21 protein-coding genes and 3 pseudogenes are annotated in these 18,538 nt (G+C 63.4%); 7 read left to right on the forward strand and 17 right to left on the reverse strand.

Translation table 11 applies throughout. The annotated features are described in order from the left end of the window. Positions 1-43: 43 nt before the first annotated feature. Positions 44-613: a hypothetical protein gene (locus tag CVO77_RS21130; RefSeq protein ID WP_062121710.1), complete on the forward strand. Its 570-nt coding sequence runs from the start codon at positions 44-46 to the stop codon at positions 611-613. A 227-nt stretch (positions 614-840) separates the two neighbouring features. Here CVO77_RS21130 and CVO77_RS20350 read toward each other — a convergent pair. From CVO77_RS20350 to CVO77_RS20370, 5 genes and pseudogenes are all read right to left on the reverse strand, one after another. Beyond that, positions 841-1,152 (reverse strand): annotated as a pseudogene (locus CVO77_RS20350) (phosphoglycerate mutase family protein); the annotation flags it as partial. Then, complete coding sequence (locus tag CVO77_RS20355) at positions 1,149-1,331, reverse strand: hypothetical protein (protein WP_013038660.1); 183 nt, start codon at positions 1,329-1,331, stop codon at positions 1,149-1,151. The gene CVO77_RS20355 and the pseudogene CVO77_RS20350, both read right to left, overlap by 4 nt. Further along, positions 1,321-1,515 carry a hypothetical protein gene (locus CVO77_RS20360; RefSeq protein ID WP_021223634.1) on the reverse strand — a complete coding sequence of 65 codons (195 nt, stop codon included), beginning with the start codon at positions 1,513-1,515 and terminating at the stop codon, positions 1,321-1,323. The genes CVO77_RS20355 and CVO77_RS20360 overlap by 11 nt, the downstream gene beginning before the upstream one ends. A gap of 54 nt (positions 1,516-1,569) precedes the next feature. Further along, on the reverse strand, positions 1,570-1,851 hold the full coding sequence (locus CVO77_RS20365; protein ID WP_013038658.1) for a helix-turn-helix domain-containing protein: 282 nt from the start codon (positions 1,849-1,851) through the stop codon (positions 1,570-1,572). Next, positions 1,848-2,171: a type II toxin-antitoxin system RelE/ParE family toxin gene (locus CVO77_RS20370; RefSeq protein WP_013038657.1), complete on the reverse strand. Its 324-nt coding sequence runs from the start codon at positions 2,169-2,171 to the stop codon at positions 1,848-1,850. Before CVO77_RS20370 ends, CVO77_RS20365 begins: the two co-directional genes overlap by 4 nt. Before the next feature lie 418 nt (positions 2,172-2,589). On the opposite strand from CVO77_RS20370, the gene CVO77_RS20380 reads away from it, so the two are divergent. The 3 genes from CVO77_RS20380 (at position 2,590) to CVO77_RS20390 (ending at position 4,263) form a co-directional block, all read left to right on the forward strand. Continuing rightward, positions 2,590-3,222 (forward strand): transcription elongation protein SprT, encoded by a 633-nt coding sequence (locus CVO77_RS20380; protein WP_013038655.1) that lies wholly within the window; start codon positions 2,590-2,592, stop codon positions 3,220-3,222. Positions 3,223-3,343: 121 nt separating this feature from the next. Continuing rightward, the gene (locus CVO77_RS20385) at positions 3,344-3,979 is read left to right on the forward strand and encodes a nucleotide-binding protein (protein ID WP_004213364.1); all 636 of its coding nucleotides are present in this window, start codon (positions 3,344-3,346) and stop codon (positions 3,977-3,979) included. Continuing rightward, positions 3,979-4,263, forward strand: a complete 285-nt coding sequence (locus CVO77_RS20390) for a ribbon-helix-helix domain-containing protein (protein ID WP_013038654.1) — start codon at positions 3,979-3,981, stop codon at positions 4,261-4,263. Before CVO77_RS20385 ends, CVO77_RS20390 begins: the two co-directional genes overlap by 1 nt. A 28-nt stretch (positions 4,264-4,291) precedes the next feature. On the opposite strand, the gene CVO77_RS20395 is transcribed toward CVO77_RS20390, so the two are convergent. From CVO77_RS20395 to CVO77_RS20440, 9 genes are all read right to left on the reverse strand, one after another. Continuing rightward, positions 4,292-5,395 (reverse strand): replication initiator protein A, encoded by a 1,104-nt coding sequence (locus tag CVO77_RS20395; RefSeq protein ID WP_004213366.1) that lies wholly within the window; start codon positions 5,393-5,395, stop codon positions 4,292-4,294. A 1,056-nt stretch (positions 5,396-6,451) separates the two neighbouring features. After that, a complete protein-coding gene (locus tag CVO77_RS20405; RefSeq protein ID WP_013038681.1) occupies positions 6,452-6,913 on the reverse strand; it encodes a hypothetical protein in 462 nt (153 codons plus the stop codon). Between the two features lie 37 nt (positions 6,914-6,950). Further along, on the reverse strand, positions 6,951-8,612 hold the full coding sequence (locus CVO77_RS20410; protein ID WP_013038680.1) for a type IV secretory system conjugative DNA transfer family protein: 1,662 nt from the start codon (positions 8,610-8,612) through the stop codon (positions 6,951-6,953). A gap of 6 nt (positions 8,613-8,618) precedes the next feature. Further along, complete coding sequence (locus tag CVO77_RS20415; protein ID WP_013038679.1) at positions 8,619-9,335, reverse strand: SIMPL domain-containing protein; 717 nt, start codon at positions 9,333-9,335, stop codon at positions 8,619-8,621. Next, on the reverse strand, positions 9,332-10,267 hold the full coding sequence (locus CVO77_RS20420; protein ID WP_013038678.1) for a HEPN domain-containing protein: 936 nt from the start codon (positions 10,265-10,267) through the stop codon (positions 9,332-9,334). Before CVO77_RS20420 ends, CVO77_RS20415 begins: the two co-directional genes overlap by 4 nt. Then, on the reverse strand, positions 10,264-10,548 hold the full coding sequence (locus tag CVO77_RS20425; protein ID WP_013038677.1) for a hypothetical protein: 285 nt from the start codon (positions 10,546-10,548) through the stop codon (positions 10,264-10,266). The genes CVO77_RS20420 and CVO77_RS20425 overlap by 4 nt, the downstream gene beginning before the upstream one ends. Next, positions 10,545-10,820 carry a hypothetical protein gene (locus CVO77_RS20430; RefSeq protein WP_013038676.1) on the reverse strand — a complete coding sequence of 92 codons (276 nt, stop codon included), beginning with the start codon at positions 10,818-10,820 and terminating at the stop codon, positions 10,545-10,547. Before CVO77_RS20430 ends, CVO77_RS20425 begins: the two co-directional genes overlap by 4 nt. Next, a complete protein-coding gene (locus tag CVO77_RS20435) occupies positions 10,813-11,049 on the reverse strand; it encodes a conjugal transfer protein TraD (RefSeq protein ID WP_013038675.1) in 237 nt (78 codons plus the stop codon). The genes CVO77_RS20430 and CVO77_RS20435 overlap by 8 nt, the downstream gene beginning before the upstream one ends. Before the next feature lie 37 nt (positions 11,050-11,086). Then, positions 11,087-11,392, reverse strand: a complete 306-nt coding sequence (locus CVO77_RS20440) for a conjugal transfer protein TraD (protein ID WP_013038674.1) — start codon at positions 11,390-11,392, stop codon at positions 11,087-11,089. 176 nt (positions 11,393-11,568) lie between these two features. Here CVO77_RS20440 and traA point away from each other — a divergent pair, with 176 nt between their 5' ends. From traA to CVO77_RS20460, 3 genes and pseudogenes are all read left to right on the forward strand, one after another. After that, positions 11,569-14,694, forward strand: a complete 3,126-nt coding sequence (gene traA, locus CVO77_RS20445; RefSeq protein WP_013038673.1) for a Ti-type conjugative transfer relaxase TraA — start codon at positions 11,569-11,571, stop codon at positions 14,692-14,694. Between the two features lie 157 nt (positions 14,695-14,851). Beyond that, positions 14,852-15,052: pseudogene (locus CVO77_RS20450) on the forward strand (DUF6118 family protein); the annotation flags it as partial. 56 nt (positions 15,053-15,108) lie between these two features. Continuing rightward, entirely contained in the window at positions 15,109-15,873 is a 765-nt protein-coding gene (locus CVO77_RS20460) for an IS6-like element IS6100 family transposase (RefSeq protein WP_001389365.1), read from the forward strand. 95 nt (positions 15,874-15,968) lie between these two features. On the opposite strand, the pseudogene CVO77_RS20465 reads toward CVO77_RS20460, so the two are convergent. The 3 genes and pseudogenes from CVO77_RS20465 to CVO77_RS20475 form a co-directional block, all read right to left on the reverse strand. Next, positions 15,969-16,364: pseudogene (locus CVO77_RS20465) on the reverse strand (SDR family NAD(P)-dependent oxidoreductase); the annotation flags it as partial. A 72-nt stretch (positions 16,365-16,436) separates the two neighbouring features. Further along, entirely contained in the window at positions 16,437-17,351 is a 915-nt protein-coding gene (locus tag CVO77_RS20470; RefSeq protein ID WP_013040178.1) for an alpha/beta hydrolase, read from the reverse strand. Between the two features lie 221 nt (positions 17,352-17,572). Then, positions 17,573-18,331: a TetR/AcrR family transcriptional regulator gene (locus CVO77_RS20475; protein WP_007686274.1), complete on the reverse strand. Its 759-nt coding sequence runs from the start codon at positions 18,329-18,331 to the stop codon at positions 17,573-17,575. Between the last annotated feature and the right edge of the window lie 207 nt (positions 18,332-18,538).

Here is an 18,538-nt window from a genome sequence, read left to right on the forward strand (position 1 = left end):
GCCACCGATTGTGGACGTTGCGCTTCTCTCATAGCCTGCCGGCATGAACAGGCATCTTACCGCAGCTTCTTTATCGATCGTCAGCTTGCTCAGCGCGTGCTCGGCCTCGGCCGAGAGGAGGTTGGAGGGACGAGTCTTCGACATCCCGAGAGCCAACGACATATCCGACAATGATAAGCCGTTCTTTCTACCAGCGCTCGATCCCAGCGACGGGTTCTCGTTCTACCTAAATCCGAGCGCAAGCTTGCCGGAGCGAAACTTGGTGGGCGTGGCAAGCAAGAAGCGGATGTGTGCCCGCGCAGCGGGAACAGAGGCGCTTGTCAACTCGACTGTCTGCGCAAGTCGCCCGCTTTCATGGCGCGGCCGAACACTGCGCAAGGTAAGTGATGGTGTTTTCTGGACATACCAGTTGCCAGCCGAAGCAGGTCAGAAGCGTCCTCCATCGCTGGCGAGTTGCTCCGCCATGGGCGGAGGCTCGCGGCCGGGGCTCTGCACGGCCAATCTGCCGTATGACAATCTCGTGCTGACGATTCACTTCCGAGACAATCAGGTCGGCTCGCTCCAGGCATTATACGATCAATCCGTTGCTAGCCTGAGGAAGTGGGAGCGCTGATGCTTACGGCAAACCCGGCGGGAACGATCGCTGCCAGACCGCTCACCGGCACTCCTCGCTATTGGCAGAAAGCGAGAACAGGCCTTCTCCGTTTGCGAGCAGGCGCGGATGATGGCGAGCACATTGTCGCATAGCGTGAGCAGCATGGCCCACCTGCTGTCAGCAAATCTGAGCAGAAATCCGCGCTGTTTGCGAGCAGAGGCCAGTATCTTTGCAATCGCCTACAAATAGCGTTCGAGGTGCGGCATCCGCTCCGCGCTGCGCGTGCCGTTCCAGCGCGCCGGTTGCAGATAGGTGAACTCTTCGATCGGCCACACTTCGACCGGCACGCCGGGAAAGCGCGCGATCGTCGGCGCGGCCGTCTGCCGGGTGCGCGTATAGGGCGACGTGACGATGAGCGCGGGCGCTTGCGTCCAGCTCGCCGCGACTTCGCGCGCCTGTTCCTGGCCCAGCTCCGTCAGCTCGATCGCGCCGAGATCATCGCAGGGCACGCCGGCGTTGCCGGTGCTTTGGCCGTGGCGGATGAAAATCGCCCTCATAGCCGGTTGTCCCGGAGCCGATCGGGCGTCCAGCCTTCGGGCAATTCGTCGCCGGGTTCGGGAGGCCGATCGGGCACCTTGGCCAAGATGCGGTCAAGACCATCCAATGTGGAGCCTTTGGAACGCCGCCTGAAAAACTCCGCAGCCGTTTCCCCTTTGCGCGGCCGATCAATCGCCATCATGCAAATCCGTCATAAGCGCATCGACGCTGGGGAAGCGTGCCCCCTTCCCCGCTTCCAGTTCCTCGATCGCCGCGCGCGTCGCGGCTTGGCCGGTCAGCTCGGCCGTCGCCGCCATTTCGGCCTCGAACTGCGCCTTGCGCGCCTCATACTGGGCGCGGCGCTCTGGACTCCAATCCTTCATGCGATCAGCCACAAGATCGCGAAACGGGCGATGGCCTGCCATTTTGCCCGTCGCTCAGGCCGCTTCTTTCAGCGTCAACTCGACGTGCAGATGGGCCGACGCTGCAATGTTGACGAGCGCATCCAGGGAGAACTTGGCCAGCTTGCCGCGCAGCAGATCATTGGTCCGGGGCCGTGTCAGCCCAAGCCGCTTGCCCGCTTCGTCCTGTGAGACATTCCAGCCCTGCACCACCTTGCGGATTTCATACAGCAAGGACGAGCGCAGTTTCAGGTTCGCGGCCTCCTGCTCGGTATCAGCGAGCGCGTCCCACACGTTCTCATAGATTTCCGATGTCATTGCTCCGCCTTCCATCGTTTCAACCTTTGCGCCGCGAGTTCGAGGTCTTTCTTTGCCGTTGCCTGCGTCTTTTTCTGGAACGCATGAAGCACCAGAACCCGGTCTTCCAACGTCGCCAGATAGATCACCCGGAACGCGCCCGACGCTTCCCGGATGCGAATTTCCCGAACGCCTTGCCCCACGGTTTTCATGGGCTTCCAGTCGTCGGGATCGTCGCCGCGTTGGACAAGCTCAAGCTGCCAACCGGCATCTGTTCGCGCATCTTCGGGGAAGGCGCGAACATCGGCCTTGCTACTTCCCAACCACTCTACCGGCTTCATGAGGCTGGGTGTATCAAAACGGAGACATTAATTCAAGCTCCTTCGCCTTGGGCGTTCGGAGGCTGGGATTTGCGCCTGCCGCTGCGCGGCACCGTGGCCCTACTCGCTGCGCTCCCCAAGCCCGCAAGCGGTCTTGGCCCAAGGTGACGACCCACATGGCGGGGGCGAGATCGCAAGCGGATCTCGCTAGCCAAGGTGCCGGCGTTCGCCGGCGCGTCGTCTGCCTTGTGGGGGAAAGCCGGTCCCGGCCTTCTCTCCCCCGCAACGGGATTAGACGGGGCCGTGCCTCGCTGCGCTGCGGCCGCTCCACCCCCATCGAATCCCGCTGCCCCCCTCTCCCGCCGGCGTTCTTGGGCGTCCGTGTTCCGGCCGATGGCATGGCCATCGCCGGACAGGCGATTTGAAGGGAGTAAGGACGATGACCCACCAAACCCGTGAAAGCTGGCTCAATGCGGTGGCGCAGGGCATGGCTCCGCTGTTCGAGGCGCTGGACGCCCCCCTGCCCGACCGCGTGCGCGTGGCGATCGGCTTCACCAGCAGAGGCGCGAAGGCCAAGGCGATCGGCGAGTGCTGGGATAATCGCTTGAGCGCGGACGGCCATTTTGAAATCTTCATCCGGCCCGACCTGGCGCACGCGCCCGACGCCATGCCGGCGCAGATCGCGGCCATCCTCGCGCATGAGCTGGTCCATGCCGCAGTCGGCATCCCGGCAGGGCATGGGAAGGCGTTTAAACGGGCCGCCCTTGGGCTGGGCCTAGTCGGGCCGATGCGCGCCACCACCCCCGGCGAGGCGTTCCTTGCGGCCATCGCGCCGATCTTGGAGAGCGTCGGCCCCCTCCCCCATGCCCGCCTTGATACGGATGGAGAGTCGACCGCGCCCAAGAAGCAGAAAACCCGGATGCTCAAATGCGAGTGCGCGACGTGCGGCTATACCGTCAGGACCGCGCGCAAATGGTTGGAGCTGGCCGGAGCGCCGCTTTGCCCGATCGAGGATCACGGCCAGATGCAGCATGAGCCGCTGGACGATGACGAGGCCGAGCCGGAGGAATGATGCGCCGCGCTTTCGTCAGTTCAGATTCAGCGCCGCCCTATCGTCATTTCAGCGACGATAGGGCTTTCCCTCTCGGTTCACCGCGTATACAAGTATAGGACTATACGTGTAGGAGTGTAGCATGAAGGTTCTCGCCATTCTCTCACAGAAAGGGGGCGTCGGGAAAACGACGCTCGCCACCTGTCTGGCGGTCGCGGCCGAGCAGGCCGGCAAGGTCGCTGCGATCATCGACCTGGACCCGCAGGCGACGGCCTCGTTCTGGAAAGACGTGCGCCAGCTCGACACGCCCGCCGTGGCGTCGATTCAGCCGGTGCGCCTGCCCGCCATGCTCAAAGCCTGCGAGGATGCCGGCACCGATCTTGTCGTGATCGACGGGGCGGCGGTCGCGCGCGACGTGGCCTATGAGGCAGCGCGCCAAGCCGATTTCATCCTGATCCCGACCAAGACGGCCGTATTCGACACCATGAGCATGACGCACACGCTCGACGTTGTGCGCCAGCTCGACCGCGCCTTTGCCGTGGTCCTTACCTTCGTGCCCCCACAAGGTCAGGAAACCGGCGATGCGATTCAGGCCGTGGCGGAGCTGGGCGCGACGGTTTGCCCGGTGACGATCGGCAACCGCAAAGCCTTTTTCCGCGCCCAAGCCGCAGGCCAGGCCGTGCAGGAGTTCGAGCCGCACGGACCAGCGGCCGACGAAATCCACCGGCTATACGAGTATACAACTATACGCCTATACAATGAAGCGGAGGCGGCGTGATGGCGAAGGGCGGAAACAGTCTGCAAGCGGTGCTGAACCGCGCCAAGGCGGACGGAGACGCGGCCCCGGCACCAGCGCCGGCGATCGAGCCGGTAGACGTGTCCCGCAAGGCCCCGCCGAGCGGCCGACAGGGGACCAAGTTGATTGGCGGGCATTTCCCCCCGGAGGTCAGCACACAGCTTCGTATTATCGCGGCCGAGGAAGGGACGACCGTTCAAAGCCTGCTAGGCGAGGCGCTGGACGACCTGTTCGTGAAGAAGGGGAGGGGGCGCATCACCAGCTAGTATAGGTGTATAGCTGTATACGCCTATACTAGCGCAAGGGGGCGGTCTTGTGCTTGTTGCGGCAGAAGCCGATGAAGGCGGCGCGGGGGCTTTTCAGTTCCGGCCGTCCGCTGTCGATCCACCATGACACCCATTGGTCATAGAGCGCATACACGTCATAGCCAGGCGCAACGCTCTTGGCGTCGTGGAAGCCTTCGGGGTCGATATAGGGCCGTTCGGGTTCCGCCTCGATCGCCTCGACCGTATCCAGCGCCTCGCGATTGCGGAACGTGACCGTATCGCCGTTCATTTCCACGGCATAGTCGGGCAGATGATCGTGCGCGACGAGATCGCGCAGCATCGAGCGGAACACGCGCAGATGGCTACTCGCGCCAGTCTTTTTCTGTAGCGTTTCGACCGAGATCGACCATTTTTCCTGCGCGCCGCAATGCTTGCGCGCCAGCTCGTAGATGCGCCGTTCGAGCGGCTTGCGGAGACGGAAATAGTCGCGGTGCAGCGTCAGGACACTGCGCCCCTCGACCATCTTGAACAGCCAATCGGAGAGCGTGACCTTGATTTCCGACATTTGGCCGGAGCGGGTTTGCCGCACGATCCGCCATTCGTTGATGAGGCCGAACCCTTCGGTGATTTCCTCGCCATCGGCCTTGATGTTCGTGGTGATCCGCGTCCCCGACAGGCGCTCGAACGCGCTCCGCAGTCGGTCATAGCCGTCGCCATCGGTTTGCCGGTTGGTCCACACTAGCAGATCGCGCGCCGTGAGGTGCAAGGTGCGGCTCGGCCGCTCGCCCTGGTTCATCTTCCCGATGAGCTGGGAGATGCAGTAGATCAGAATATCCTTGTCGTGGATCGTCGCCAGCCCTTTGACGCTGGGGACGATTTCGAGCTTGTTGCCGTTATGCTCGTAGCGGAACACGCGCCGATCGGGCTTGGTCGCGAGCGAGAAAATCGGATGCTCCATCGAGGCCATGTCATCCTTGGGGATGGCGTCGAGAACATCGCAAATGAACAGATCGGGATCGGGATAGCGAACCGGCAACAGGGGAGGGCGACCCTCCGCGCCGTTCGGGGTTTCGTTGACGGCAAGCGGAAGTTCGGGGTTTCGTTGACGGTCAGGCTCGATTCGGGGTTTCATTGACGGCCACCGTAGATTCGGGGTTTCATTGACGCAACGAAAAAGTTCGGGGTTTCATTGACGCTCGCCGACGATTCGGGGTTTCGTTGACGCAGATTCGGGGTTCTGGAGTCACCGGATTCGGGGTTCCGTTGACGCCCAAGGCCAAAAAATGGCCGATTTCACTATTATATTCAGTATCTTACGGAGACGCCAAAATCCCGTAACACGACTCTTTAACCCATATATTAACACTAGGCCGCCCTGTGGATAACTTTTGCCGCGACGTGGTTTCACCCACCAGCATCCCGCCAGATCGGACAACCTGTCCCGGAAATCGGGACAGAGGCAGCGCGACTCACTGGCGCAGTGCTTGAAGCACGGTCAGAGGGAAGAAAAGCGCCGCCTCTTGGGGGCTTCGCCCCCGCCGGCTCGCGGCCTGCGGCCGCCCCGGATCGCTTTGCGATCCTCCCACCCGGCATCCCCCATGATGAGCCGGCTTCGCCGGCACGCTTTTTGTTGGATTAGGGATCGTTTAAACGCTGCGCCCCTGCCGCGACCACAGCGCCAGCGGCACCGTCGCAATTGGCTTTCCAGAAAAGCCAGGCGGATAGGGCAGCGATCAAGCCGAGAGGGCAGGGGAGGCGGAAACGTCGCGGCAGGGGCGATTTCCGGGCCGCTGGGCGTCATTCTGAGCGTTCGGCAGGGTTGGAGAGGTCGAGCGCCCGATGCCGCTCTACGGGCTTCCTAGGCGGCCGATTTTTTGGAAGCTAGATCCTCGCACGATCGCGCGCGACGACACGGAAGTGCGTTTTATGGACGCTAGGGCTGAAAAACGGCAACATCGGGTCCGAGCGGCCGCGATCGGCGCGGCGAGCTTCAAGATTTGTGCGCCAGACAACGATTTCGCGAACCTGGCCCGATCATCGTTGCGGGAGAGGGCGGAATCCTACGCTAAGAACCGGCAGGGGAGGGCGCGGAAAGTCCGCTAAACAACGCCCAGGCCGAACAGACGGCGAACTTGTATATTTGTATACGCCTATACATTCGCGCCCTGTGGCGCGTGGTGCTATCGCTTCAATTCAGGACGGGTTTGTCGTCGGCCGATGGATCAGCGTGGAAAAGGCCCTCCATCGGATTGTCGCGAATATACTCGCCGCCTTCGGCAAATGCCCGGAGAGGATCGTTGCCCTTCATGCGGCCAGCGGTGATTTCGCGTTCGGTCACGCGCAAAAGCACGGCCTTGTCGATCTGCCCGTCAACCAAACTCTCCTGGCGGAGCATGAGATGGTAAGTCGAAAGGTTATCGGCCAGAAAGCCGATGATCTGAGAGCCTGGGGCTTGTGCCTTGGCCAAGCCTTCGGCAGCGATGTTGGTCAACGCAATGTGCATACTTATCAGGCGGACACGGTTAAATTCGTCGCGCTCGACAGCGTGCAGTTCTATCAGCTCATCGACCAATGCTTGTAGGTCACAGCCCGGCTCGCCGATGCTTTTCATGAATCGATCGGCAAATTCCTCAAATCGTTCATTAGGCATGGTCGAAATACCTTGTGTTTGAGACGGTTTAAACGCTCTACACCTTGTCGAACTTCCCCGCGAACTCGCGATCGGCGAAATAGCGTAGCTTGGCGGCGACGATCGGCCGTTGCCCCGCGAGGAACAGGAGCTGCAAATCCTCGCGCAGCGTGCGGACCTCATCGGGCGTGAGCAAGGGGCGGCCGACATGCTGCGATCCGAACGATATGCCGGTCTCTTCCGCGTCGATCGCGCGGCTCATGCTCTCGAACACGACCGTTTCCTGGCCGAGCAGATCGGAGACGAGCTTGGCGCTGTCGTGATCGTTGACGCCGAATATCTGCAAGACGCCGGCGTTCGACAGGAAGGTGCCGGCGCGGCGCTCGTAGAGCGCGCGGAGCTGGTGAACGTCTTGCAGGATCGGCCAGAGCTGGATGCCGTAGCCGGCCATGAGGCCCATAGCGCGCTCGACGGGTTCGAGGCGGCCGAGGGCGGCGAACTCATCGAGCAGGAACAGGACGGAGCGGGCAGGGGAGGCCGGCGCGCGCGCGAGATCGGTCAGCCCTTGCGCGAGCATCAGGCGCAGCCAGCGCGCATAGGTGGCGAGCCGATCGGGCGGCAGCACCAGATAGACGCTGGTAGGCTGCGCCTTCACATCGGCGAACGTGAAATCCGAGTGCCCCAGCACCGCCGTCATGCGCGGGCTGTCGAGAAAATGGGTATGGCGCTGCGCGGCCGACAGCACGCCAGCGGCTTCGCGATCGGACTTGCCGAGGTGGCGATTGGCGGCGCGGGCGGTGAGGCCGCCTTGCGCCTGCATGGCTTCGAGCTGGGCGGCGAAGGCTTGCGGAGCGAGGGTGAGCCGGTCGCGCAGCGTGGCAAGGGTTCGTGTGCCCGCCGGCTCCTGGCAAACGATATGCAGGATCAGGCCGGCGATCAACGCCTTGGCTTCCTCGTTCCAATGCGCCTCGCCCGCTTCGCCGGGGGCGTCATAGACCAGTGCGTCGGCCAGCGTCATGCAGTCGTCGGCGAGATCGAGGCCGGCAGGGTCGATACGATCCAATGGATTGAACGCGGCCCCGACCATGCCCGTTACGCCGAAGGGATCGAGGACATGGACCGGGCCGAAGCGTGCGCGATAGTGGGCGGTGATACGCGCGTTCTCGCCCTTGGGGTCGATGCAGACGACCGGGCCGGGATAGTCGAGCAGGTTGGGGATGATGGTGCCCACGCCCTTGCCGGTGCGCGTCGGCGCGATCGTCAGCAGATGGGCGGGGCCGGCATAGCGCAGCGGCTTGCCCGATTTGCGGTCGCGGCCGATCAGCAGGCCGTCGCCATTTTGGGCGAGGGGGCGCGTCTCGCGATCGGTGGCGAAGCGGGCCGAGCCGTGGGTATCGTCGCCGGCAGGGCCACCATAGCGCAGGATCAGCGGTTGGAAGAGGGCGCGCAGCGTGACCAGGATGATGACGAGGAACGTCAGCATCATGCCGAGCTGGTAGAGATTGGAATCGCGAGCCAGGCCGAGCAGGGAGGCGAGGACGAATTGCATCCCGCCGGCCAGGACGATGCCGACGATCAGGAACAGGATCGCGGTGCGAAACAGATGGCGGATGAGCGCGAGCGGGCTAAGGGTCAGCGCCGTGATCGCCCAAATCGGTTGCTCGCGCGCGAGGCGGGCGAGGTTGCGGATCGCGCGGCCGAGCTGGCGGAACCATTCCATGCCGGATCACTTCGCCGCCAGGGCGAAATCCACCCGCACGGTCACGATGTTCATGTTGGTCCCCGCCATCACCGGGGGCGCTGCCTGTGGCACGACTGTCGGGGGAGCGGCGATGCGGGCCTCCATGTCGGCCATTTGCGGCATATAGCCGCCCTGGCCGCCATCGCTGATCGCCAGCACGCGCGTAACGCGCAGGTTGGCGGCGGCGGCATAGGCATCGGCCTTGGCGCGCGCGGCCTTGTAGGCGGTGCCATAAGCGCCGAGGTTGGCCTTTTCGGGATCGGCGACCGAGAGATTGGGGCCGGAGACGATGTTGGCCCCGGCAGCGGTGACGGCGGCGAGAGCTTCGCTCACCCGTTTGTTGTCGCGGACCCGCACGGCGACGCTGTTGCTGGCCTCATAGCGGCCCTTGTTCGCGCCATAGTCGATCCGGTTGACCGAGAGGTTGCGGGTCTGAATATCCCGCGCCGGAATGTCGAGCCTGGCGAGCGCGGCGGTGATCTTGTTCATGGTTTCCGCGTTGCGGGCGCTGGCGGCCTGCGCGTCGGCGGCGATGCTCGACAGGCCGGCAGTGAACAACGCCTGATCGGGGGTGGCTTCGGCGCGCCCCGTGCCGGTGACGGTCAGCACGGTTTCGTCGCGATCGACACCGCGAGGGTCGGGCGCAGCGGGGGTGCAGGCGGCGAGGCCGAGCAGGGGCGTGAGGAACAGGGCTGGTTTCATGGCAATCCTCCTGGGTCGTTTTTGGTGTCGATCGTGGCGAGATGTTCGGCGCAGATCGCGGCGGCGATCGTGTGGAAATGCCTCACGCGCTCGACGAGCCAGGCCAGTTCGTCGGGGGTGATTTCATAGGCGTGGGAATAGCGGGCCTCGACATAGGCGCGCTGCAACTGTGCGAAATGGCGGCGGGCCGCGCGAGTATCGCGCGGCCATGCTTCGATCAGCCGGGGGTCTAGATTTTCGGCGAGCGAGCGCAGGATGCCGAGACGGTGCGATTTGGGCGCGTAGAGCGTCAGGACGAGCAGCACGGCATTGTAAGCCCGCTCGACGGCCTGGTGCAGCATGAACGCCGCATCGCGCGGCACGCCGTCGGCGATGCTGTCCTGGGCGAGCTTGAGCGCGTGCGCGGCGAGCGGGAACCAATGGTCGCGATGGCGCAGGGCTTCGGCGTGGCGTTCCTGCGCGTCGAGCTGGCGCGGCATGGCGAGGCCCTGTCCCGGCGCTTCGTAGAGGGCAATGCCATCGCGGGCTATGTCGGCAAAGAAGGGACGGCCGCGCGCGAGCTGGTCATTTACGTCCATCAGGGAATGGACGATGAAATTGACCGGCGTTGAGAGATGGCGGGTGACGGTCAGCTCGCGCACCAGATGATCGTCGGCGACCGCCCACCATGTTTGCAGATCGGTGAAGGTCTCGGAGTTGACGACGACGAGAAGGTCATAGTCGGAGATGTAGCCGCTGGCGCGATCCTCGACCCAATCGCCGCGCGCGTAGGAGCCGAACAGGATCAGCTTGAGGATGCGGCCGCCCTTGCGTTTGTCGGAGAGCTTGGTTTTGACGGCATCCTCAAATTCATCGAACAGGACGCGGGCGACCCGTTCCAGTTCGCGGCGCTTGGCGGCGGGAAGATGATCGAGATCGGCCCGCATCGTCATCCGATCGTTGCCGGCGTGATCGCCAGCGCCGGGTCCGCGTCGGGATGATCGAGCAGCTTGAGGACGATCGCGGTGGCGAGGGGAGGGGGGACAGCTTCCGCGCGCAGCATGTCGAACAGGGCGTGTTCGTCGGCGTCGAGGTCCATGCCTTCGATCGCGAGATTGGCGCGGGCTTCGGCATCGCCTTCGCGCCACATCGCGACTTCGGCGGGGGTGCCGCGCACATAATCGAGCGCGCGGACCTGGGCGCGGATCGCCCCGATGTCGAGGGCGCGCGTCACGGTTCCTGTCCTTCGCTTGCCGGCAGCGCGATATGGGTGATGCCCGGAGCGGCGGCGATTTCGTCCACCAGGCTATCGACGGTTTCCATGCGGTGACTGGGCCAGTCGCGCGAGACGGTGACATAGCCGGCATCGGTCTGGACATTGATGGTCGCGGTGGCGGGAAGCAGATCGAGCAGCGAGGCGAGCTTGTCCTGAATGTCGGGGGTGATCCGGTCGATTCCCGGTCCGACCATCAGGAGCTGCCAGGAGAGGCGCGACGTGTCAGTCATGGGCGTTTCCTTCCGCGTTGTCCTGTCCTTCCGCTTCCGCGTCGAAGGCCCGTTTGCCGCGCCGCTTCCAGAGCGCGAGGGCGTTGCCATCGCCTTGCGCGCGGGCGGCCAGATCGAGCATCGCGCCATAGAGCGTTGCTCGATCGTCGTCGGTCAGTTCGACGAGCCCGGCTTTCTGGACGAGGCCGCCCAGCTCTATGAGATGGCGGGTGCGTTCGCGACGCTGCACGACCCATCCTCTCGTATCGGTGCGGCGCTTGGCGGCTTCAACCCTGTGCCTCGCCTGCGCCAGCTTGGTTTCCGCCTTCGCCGTTGCCGCCAGCGCGTCGCCCAGCCTTGCGCCCGCGTCCTTGAAAGAAGGCCGCGCCCCGCGAGCGCCACGCCTCCCTTTCCTCCGCGTCGGCCGATTCCACGGCGGCGAGCAGCGCACCGGCGAGCGTGTCCAGATCGAGCGCATCGGCCCCGGTCCCCGTCACCAGCTCGCCGAGTTGCTGTATCTTCTTCGCCTTGATAGACTTGGCCTTGTCGCTCAGTGCCCGCAATTCGGCGTCATAGTCGCGCGTCTTTCGCATCATTCTCTCCCTCGCGCCCGTCGAACAGAAGCCGCACAGTAGCATGATCGCGCTGGCAGGACAGCGGTTCCGAACAGAAATACGGTGAAGTCAATCACGCGAACGGCAGTGAGTGGTGAGTGCGCGCTTATAGGTCGTTGCCGACCTGCGCTAAGAAAGGTAAGTTTCGTATCGTCATGGCAATCTACCATTTCTCCGCGAAAGTCATTGGCCGATCCAGTGGATCGAGCGCCGTTGCGAGCGCGGCCTATCGTGCGGCGGAGCGGCTGCACGATGACCGACTCGGGCGCGATCATGATTTCTCGAACAAGGCCGGCGTCGTCCATTCGGAAATCATGCTGCCCGAAGGTGCGCCGGAGCGTTTAAACGATCGCGCGACCTTGTGGAACGAGGTGGAGGCCGGCGAGAAGCGCAAGGACGCGCAACTTGCCCGCGAAGTCGAGTTCTCGATTCCGCGCGAGCTGAACCAGCAGCAGGGCGTCCAGCTCGCCCGCGAGTTCGTCGAAAAGCAGTTCGTCGAACGCGGCATGGTGGCCGACCTCAATGTGCATTGGGACATGGGCAAGGACGGCCAGCCCAAGCCGCACGCGCATGTCATGTTGTCGATGCGTGAAATCAGCCCGGACGGCTTCGGCAAGAAGGTAGTCGAGTGGAACAGCACGGCGCTCCTGAAGGAGTGGCGCGAGGCGTGGGCCGACCATGTGAACCAGCGCCTTGCCGAGCTGGATATTGACGCGCGGATCGACCATCGCACGTTGGCGGCGCAGGGGATCGACCTTGAGCCGCAACACAAGATCGGGCCGGCTGCATCGCGGATGCCCGAACAAGGGCTTGAGGCCGAGCGGGTCGAGGACCATGCCCGGATCGCGCGCGAAAATGGCGAGAAGATCATTGCGCGGCCCGAGATCGCGCTGGACGCGATCACGCGCCAGCAGGCGACGTTCACGCGGCGCGACCTGGCGCAGTTCGCGTTCCGGCACAGCGACGGCAAGGATCAGTTCGACCAGGTGATGAGCGCGGTGCGGACCTCGCCCGAGCTGGTGGCGCTGGGGAAGGACGGGCGCGGCGAGGATCGGTTCACGTCGCGCGACATGATCGACACCGAGCAGCGGTTGAGCCAGGCCGGCGATCGGCTTGCGGATCGGGCGGGGCATGGTCTCTCGGCGGCGTCTCAAATGGGGGGGCGAGACACCGCCGAGAGTGGAAGCCTTGCGCTGGGAAGCCAGCAAAAGGACGCCCTGGCGCATATCACCGGCAAGAACGACCTGGCAATCGTCGTCGGCTATGCCGGCACCGGCAAATCGACCATGTTGGGCGTGGCGCGCGACGAATGGGAGCGCGCCGGCTATCAGGTGCGCGGCGCGGCCTTGTCCGGCATCGCGGCCGAGGGGCTTGAGGGCGGTTCCGGCATCCAGTCCCGCACGATCGCGAGCATGGAATATCAGTGGGACCAGGGCCGCGAGCTGCTAGGCCCGCGCGACGTGCTGGTGATCGACGAGGCGGGCATGATCGGCACGCGCCAGATGGAGCGCGTATTGTCCGAGGCCGAAAGGGCCGGCGCGAAGGTGGTCCTTGTCGGCGATCCCGAGCAGTTGCAGGCGATCGAGGCCGGGGCGGCGTTCCGGTCCCTTGCCGAGCGCCACGGCGCGGCCGAGATCAGCGAGGTTCGCCGGCAGCATGAGGACTGGCAGAAGGACGCCACGCGGGCGCTGGCGACGGGCAGGACCGGCGAGGCGATCCATGCCTATGCCGAGCATGGCATGGTCCACGCGGCCGAGACGCGCGAGGCTGCGCGGGCCGAGCTGATCGACACATGGGACGCGCAGCGGCTTGCCGATCCCGAAAAGACGCGGATCATCCTCACCCACACCAATGCCGAGGTTCGTGATTTGAACCAGGCCGCGCGCGATCGGCTGCGCGAAGCCGGCGAGCTGGGGCAGGACGTGCGGATTTCGGCCGAGCGGGGCGCGCGCGAGTTCGCGACCGGCGACCGCATCATGTTCCTGAAAAACGAGCGCGGGCTAGGCGTGAAGAACGGCACGCTGGGGAAGGTCGAGCGCGTGTCGCCCGACAGCATGGCGGTGCGGCTCGATGATGGCCGACAGGTGGCGTTCGACCTCAAGGACTATGCCCATGTCGATCATGGCTATGCCGCGACCATCCACAAATCGCAGGGCGTGACGGTCGATCAGGGGCATGTGCTGGCGACGCCGGGGATGGACCGCCATGCGGCCTATGTGGCGCTGTCGCGGCACCGTGAGGGCGTGCAGCTCCACTATGGCCGCGACGACTTCGCCGACGATCGGCGGCTTGTCCGCACGCTGTCGCGCGAGCGGGCGAAGGATATGGCGTCGGATTATCCCATGTATCGGGACCGCGACGCCGAGGCGCAATCGTTCGCCGATCGGCGCGGTCTGTCGGGCGAGATCCGATTGCCGGATGCGCCCGAGCGCAAGGGTGTGGAGCTTCTTGGCCCGCGTGCTGGCACCATGCGCCAGATGGGCGGAGATCCACGCCCACGCGAGATCGGCGAGGGCCGCGGCGCAGGGGATGCGAAGGCCGCGGCCGAGCGACAGCCGCGGCGCGGCATGTTCGACGGCTTGAAGCTGTCGGCCGAGCCGGCGAAGGCGGCCGAGCCAGCGCAGGGCGCGAAGGAAAAAGCGGCTCCCAAGCGGGGCATGTTCGATGGGCTGAAACTGTCGTCGCGCACGCCGACGCCGGCGAAGGAAGCCCCGGCGCGTGCCGAGCAGGGCCTTACCCATGATTTCCGGCGCGCGGTCGAGCGGGCCTCGCGTTCGGCCGAGGCGGTGTTGCAGGCCCGCGCATCGGGCGGGCCGGTATTGGAGCATCAGAAGGTCGCGCTCGAGCGCGCGACCGAGGCGCTGGACCAGATCAGGGCGGGGGCTTCGCGCGATATGGCATCGGCGTTCCAGCGCGAACCCGGCTTGCTCCATGAGGCGGCGGCGGGGCGCAGCGGCCCGATGATGGATGCGATGGCGCAGGAGGCCAAGGTGCGGGCCGATCCGAACTTGCGCGCCGATCGGTTCGTGGAACGCTGGCAACAGCTCTCCCAGGACCGTGACCGGCTTTATCGCGCCGGCGACATGACGGGCCGCGAGAAGGCGGGCAAGGAAATGGCGGGCATGGCGAAAAGCCTTGAGCGCGATCCCCAGGTGGAATCGATCCTGCGCGGCCGTGAGCGCGAGCTGGGGCTTGAGATGGGCATGGGGCGCGGGCGCGACCTTAGCCACCAGTTGACGCACGAACTTGGGATTGGCCGCGATCGTGGCCTTAGCCGGTAATTGGCCGACCGGAAAAATGGCCTGCCAGTCCCACGACTGGCAGGCCAGTAAGTCTCAAGAGAGTCGCTATTGAGACTTTCGGGTCGCGCGCCGCCTTATCATTTGATTTCGTTGGATGTTGTGAAAAATTGTCAAATATAGACGGACGGAGGCGGCGATGCGGGAAGAGGATGATAGTTTTGGCGACGCTGACGATCCGGCGCTGGCGTTCGCGCGGGTCGAGGATCGGTTGGCGTCGGTGCATGGCGAGGTGGCGTTGCTGCGCGCCGCGATCGAGGGGCTGACCGCCGCGCGCGAGAATATCGAGATTCCCGATTACGAGCCGACGCTGGGGCGCACCGAGCAAGTGCTGGGGCTCTGTTGCAAAAATCGTGAAGCTTGAGCATGCTTGGCGGAGATTGGACGGACGGAACGATGACGGATTTCAAGTGGCGCCATTTCCAGGGTGATGTGATCCTGTGGGCGGTGCGCTGGTATTGTCGCTATCCGATCAGCTATCGCGACCTTGAGGAAATGCTGGCGGAACGCGGCATTTCGGTCGACCATACGACGATCTATCGCTGGGTCCAGTGCTACGCCCCGGAGATGGAGAAGCGGCTGCGCTGGTTCTGGCGGCGTGGCTTTGATCCGAGCTGGCGCCTGGATGAAACCTACGTCAAGGTGCGGGGCAAGTGGACCTACCTGTACCGGGCAGTCGACAAGCGGGGCGACACGATCGATTTCTACCTGTCGCCGACCCGCAGCGCCAAGGCAGCGAAGCGGTTCCTGGGCAAGGCCCTGCGAGGCCTGAAGCACTGGGAAAAGCCTGCCACGCTCAATACCGACAAAGCGCCGAGCTATGGTGCAGCGATCACCGAATTGAAGCGCGAAGGAAAGCTGGACCGGGAGACGGCCCACCGGCAGGTGAAGTATCTCAATAACGTGATCGAGGCCGATCACGGAAAGCTCAAGATACTGATCAAGCCGGTGCGCGGTTTCAAATCGATCCCCACGGCCTATGCCACGATCAAGGGATTCGAAGTCATGCGAGCCCTGCGCAAAGGACAGGCTCGCCCCTGGTGCCTGCAGCCCGGCATCAGGGGCGAGGTGCGCCTTGTGGAGAGAGCTTTTGGCATTGGGCCCTCGGCGCTGACGGAGGCCATGGGCATGCTCAACCACCATTTCGCAGCAGCCGCCTGATCGGCGCAGAGCGACAGCCTACCTCTGACTGCCGCCAATCTTTGCAACAGAGCCATTGAGCTTATGTTGATAATGCTGCCTCGCCCAAGAGGGGCCATGCGGCGGGCAACGGCCTGGCCGACGCGCCAGACGCCGGTCAGGTTGGTATCGAGAACCTGTGCCCAATCTTGTTCCGTCATATCGAGAAAAGGCGCGGTCGCCGCGACGCCGGCATTGTTGACAAGGATCTGGATCGGGCCGAGCTCGTCCTCGATCCGTGCGACGGCCGCATCAACGCTGGCCCGATCGGTAACATCGAGCGCTACGGCAAGTGCTTTGCCGCCTTGGTCGGTAATCGCCTTTGCCGTGTCCGCGACCCGGTCGATGCTGCGCGCCGCGAGGGCGACATGTGCGCCGTTCGCCGCGAGCAGCAGTCCGAAATGGCGCCCAAGACCGCTCGATGCGCCGGTCACCAATGCGATACGGTCCTGGAGAGGATATACTTCGGACATGATCACCGGTCCTGTTTTCCGCAGAGGATATCTCTTTGGCTACCCCGCAGGCGGCCGTGAAAAGCGTTCGCCTTAGCGGAGCGTCTCGTTGAGCCACCTCAGTCCCGCCTCGGCGGCCATCATGCCTCTCGCCTTGTCGGAATAGAGCGTTATGTGGGTCGTGTGCGGCAACACCACAAGTTCCTTGCGGGGGCAAGGAATGGCATTGAACGTATCGATTTCAAGATCCCATAGGGTAATATCGTCCCCTTCGGCAACCACCATCATGACAGGTGTGTTGATGACGCGACCAACAAAGCTGTTCACATTGTAATTTAGGAGCAATTCGACCGATTCGACAGTGCTCTTGTTCTGATAGAGCGGCGCGTCATTTTTCTTGATCTCGTTAAAGACAATTTCCGCTTCCGGCACCGGCCAGCAAGGAATGTCATTGACGTAATCAATGGTGGCGTGCGGCAAATAGAGTTGCTCACCGGGCTTTTCATAACGTAGCGCGCGATCATCGGCGATCAGCTTCAGAAGTTGGCGCCAGCCGTTTACGCCATGGATACGACGCATATTCTCATATCCGTCGATAACGGGAACATGGCTGATGACCGTTTTCACCCGCTCGTCGATCGCTGCAAGGATGATGACATGGCCGCCGGAATAGGAAATGCCCCAGGCCCCGATCTTGTCGGGGTCGACCGCAGGGTGGCGCTCGAGGAAGCTGATGGCGTTCTGATAATCCCGGATCTGCGCCCAGGGATCCAGATGCTGGCGATTGTCGCCGCCACTGACCCCGAGGTTGCGATAGTCGATGATGAGCGCGTTAAAGCCATTTTCAGCGAACTTCTGCGCATAGGTCGGCATCGTGACCTCACGCACATAGCACCAGCCGCCAGCGAGCACGACAGTGGGCCGACGCCCGCCTTCGTCGGGTGTGTAGAGCCAACCCCGAACAGTATCACCTTCGGACTGGAACTCTACGTCGAGCCTCTGCACCATTACCCTTGCCCTCCCTCGCTTAATTAGAGCCGCGGCCGGACGGTCGCGCCGTGGCGCCCATCCTCATCGCTATCATTGCCCTAACTAAGTGACCAACTGGTAACGTGTCAAGATAGCTTCTCTGCGCCTCCAGAGCTTGGCACCCGATATGCATGGGCCTCGGCCCAATGGGGCCGAGGCCGTGCCGTTAACTTATTTGAAAGCAGGAAGTTTTGCCGGGTTCAGCCTATCGACGCTACATCAAGGGGAGAAGGCCTTTTTTTGGTGGCCCTGGCCAGTCGTGGCTTGCGGACGCGGCGCTGGGGAGGAGCCACCAGCCCGGGATAAATGTTGACGACCCCATCCAGAAACAGAATAATTTCCATCTCTACCCAGGCATCGACGTTTTCAGGCGTGTCGACCCCATATATGAATTTCCGGACGCCGAGATAAAAGATGCGCGAATTGACGCCAAGCACGAGTTCGGATTCGTTCTGTGTGAGAGGCATCTCTTCAATCGTAGGCAGGCCAAGATCGTGACGAAATTCGGCGCAAACCGGCCTGACGAGATGTTCTTGCATGAAAGAATACCAGCGACCGTTTATGTCGGATCCCTTAAGACCTGCGAACATGAATAGGCGGACCCAGTCATAATTAAGCACTGTCTGGGCGAGCGCCTGGTATACATTTACCAGCCGCTCTCGCAACGGAACATTGCGGTTGCTGATTACAATTTCCCAGTATGGATTCCACCGGCCGATGAATACTTCCTGATACACGCGTTCAATCAGTGCGTTCTTGCTGGCAAAATAGCGAAATAACAAAGGGTGCGTGATGTTCAGCCGCTTCGCTAGCTCGCGTGTGTCACCACCAAACCCTACTTCCGCGAAGAATTGCACGGCGCCTTCCACGATAAGCCGCTCGCGTTCGGCGCGCGGCAACCGCGGAGTGTCGGTCTGCGTTTTCTTACGCGGGGTCGTCACCTCATTCCCTTCTTTCATAACCAAGCGCCTTGGCGCCGATGCCAATGGTCGTGAATGCTAAAAAATGACCGGCTGGTCAAGTGCATAGGCGGATGCTTCGCTCCAGCTGACGGCGGTGCGCGCTGAATACGCGCCGCCGCTGGAAGAGGTCCTTACTCTGTGAGTTGTTGCATGTGCGCTTGCAGCATTGTGGCCGGCGGGCAGGAGTTGGGAATTGGTCGTTAC

The organism is Sphingopyxis lindanitolerans (assembly GCF_002993885.1).
Classification (GTDB): domain Bacteria; phylum Pseudomonadota; class Alphaproteobacteria; order Sphingomonadales; family Sphingomonadaceae; genus Sphingopyxis; species Sphingopyxis lindanitolerans.

Excerpts from the sequence above, each read along its gene's own strand:
- CVO77_RS21130 (WP_062121710.1), top strand. The coding sequence starts at position 44 with ATGAACAGGCATCTTACCGCAGCTTCTTTATCGATCGTCAGCTTGCTC.
- CVO77_RS20355 (WP_013038660.1), bottom strand. The coding sequence starts at position 1,331 with ATGGCGATTGATCGGCCGCGCAAAGGGGAAACGGCTGCGGAGTTTTTC.
- CVO77_RS20360 (WP_021223634.1), bottom strand. The coding sequence starts at position 1,515 with ATGAAGGATTGGAGTCCAGAGCGCCGCGCCCAGTATGAGGCGCGCAAG.
- CVO77_RS20365 (WP_013038658.1), bottom strand. The coding sequence starts at position 1,851 with ATGACATCGGAAATCTATGAGAACGTGTGGGACGCGCTCGCTGATACC.
- CVO77_RS20370 (WP_013038657.1), bottom strand. The coding sequence starts at position 2,171 with ATGAAGCCGGTAGAGTGGTTGGGAAGTAGCAAGGCCGATGTTCGCGCC.
- CVO77_RS20380 (WP_013038655.1), top strand. The coding sequence starts at position 2,590 with ATGACCCACCAAACCCGTGAAAGCTGGCTCAATGCGGTGGCGCAGGGC.
- CVO77_RS20385 (WP_004213364.1), top strand. The coding sequence starts at position 3,344 with ATGAAGGTTCTCGCCATTCTCTCACAGAAAGGGGGCGTCGGGAAAACG.
- CVO77_RS20390 (WP_013038654.1), top strand. The coding sequence starts at position 3,979 with ATGGCGAAGGGCGGAAACAGTCTGCAAGCGGTGCTGAACCGCGCCAAG.
- CVO77_RS20395 (WP_004213366.1), bottom strand. The coding sequence starts at position 5,395 with ATGAAACCCCGAATCGAGCCTGACCGTCAACGAAACCCCGAACTTCCG.
- CVO77_RS20405 (WP_013038681.1), bottom strand. The coding sequence starts at position 6,913 with ATGCCTAATGAACGATTTGAGGAATTTGCCGATCGATTCATGAAAAGC.
- CVO77_RS20410 (WP_013038680.1), bottom strand. The coding sequence starts at position 8,612 with ATGGAATGGTTCCGCCAGCTCGGCCGCGCGATCCGCAACCTCGCCCGC.
- CVO77_RS20415 (WP_013038679.1), bottom strand. The coding sequence starts at position 9,335 with ATGAAACCAGCCCTGTTCCTCACGCCCCTGCTCGGCCTCGCCGCCTGC.
- CVO77_RS20420 (WP_013038678.1), bottom strand. The coding sequence starts at position 10,267 with ATGACGATGCGGGCCGATCTCGATCATCTTCCCGCCGCCAAGCGCCGC.
- CVO77_RS20430 (WP_013038676.1), bottom strand. The coding sequence starts at position 10,820 with ATGACTGACACGTCGCGCCTCTCCTGGCAGCTCCTGATGGTCGGACCG.
- CVO77_RS20440 (WP_013038674.1), bottom strand. The coding sequence starts at position 11,392 with ATGCGAAAGACGCGCGACTATGACGCCGAATTGCGGGCACTGAGCGAC.
- traA (WP_013038673.1), top strand. The coding sequence starts at position 11,569 with ATGGCAATCTACCATTTCTCCGCGAAAGTCATTGGCCGATCCAGTGGA.
- CVO77_RS20460 (WP_001389365.1), top strand. The coding sequence starts at position 15,109 with ATGACGGATTTCAAGTGGCGCCATTTCCAGGGTGATGTGATCCTGTGG.
- CVO77_RS20470 (WP_013040178.1), bottom strand. The coding sequence starts at position 17,351 with ATGGTGCAGAGGCTCGACGTAGAGTTCCAGTCCGAAGGTGATACTGTT.
- CVO77_RS20475 (WP_007686274.1), bottom strand. The coding sequence starts at position 18,331 with ATGAAAGAAGGGAATGAGGTGACGACCCCGCGTAAGAAAACGCAGACC.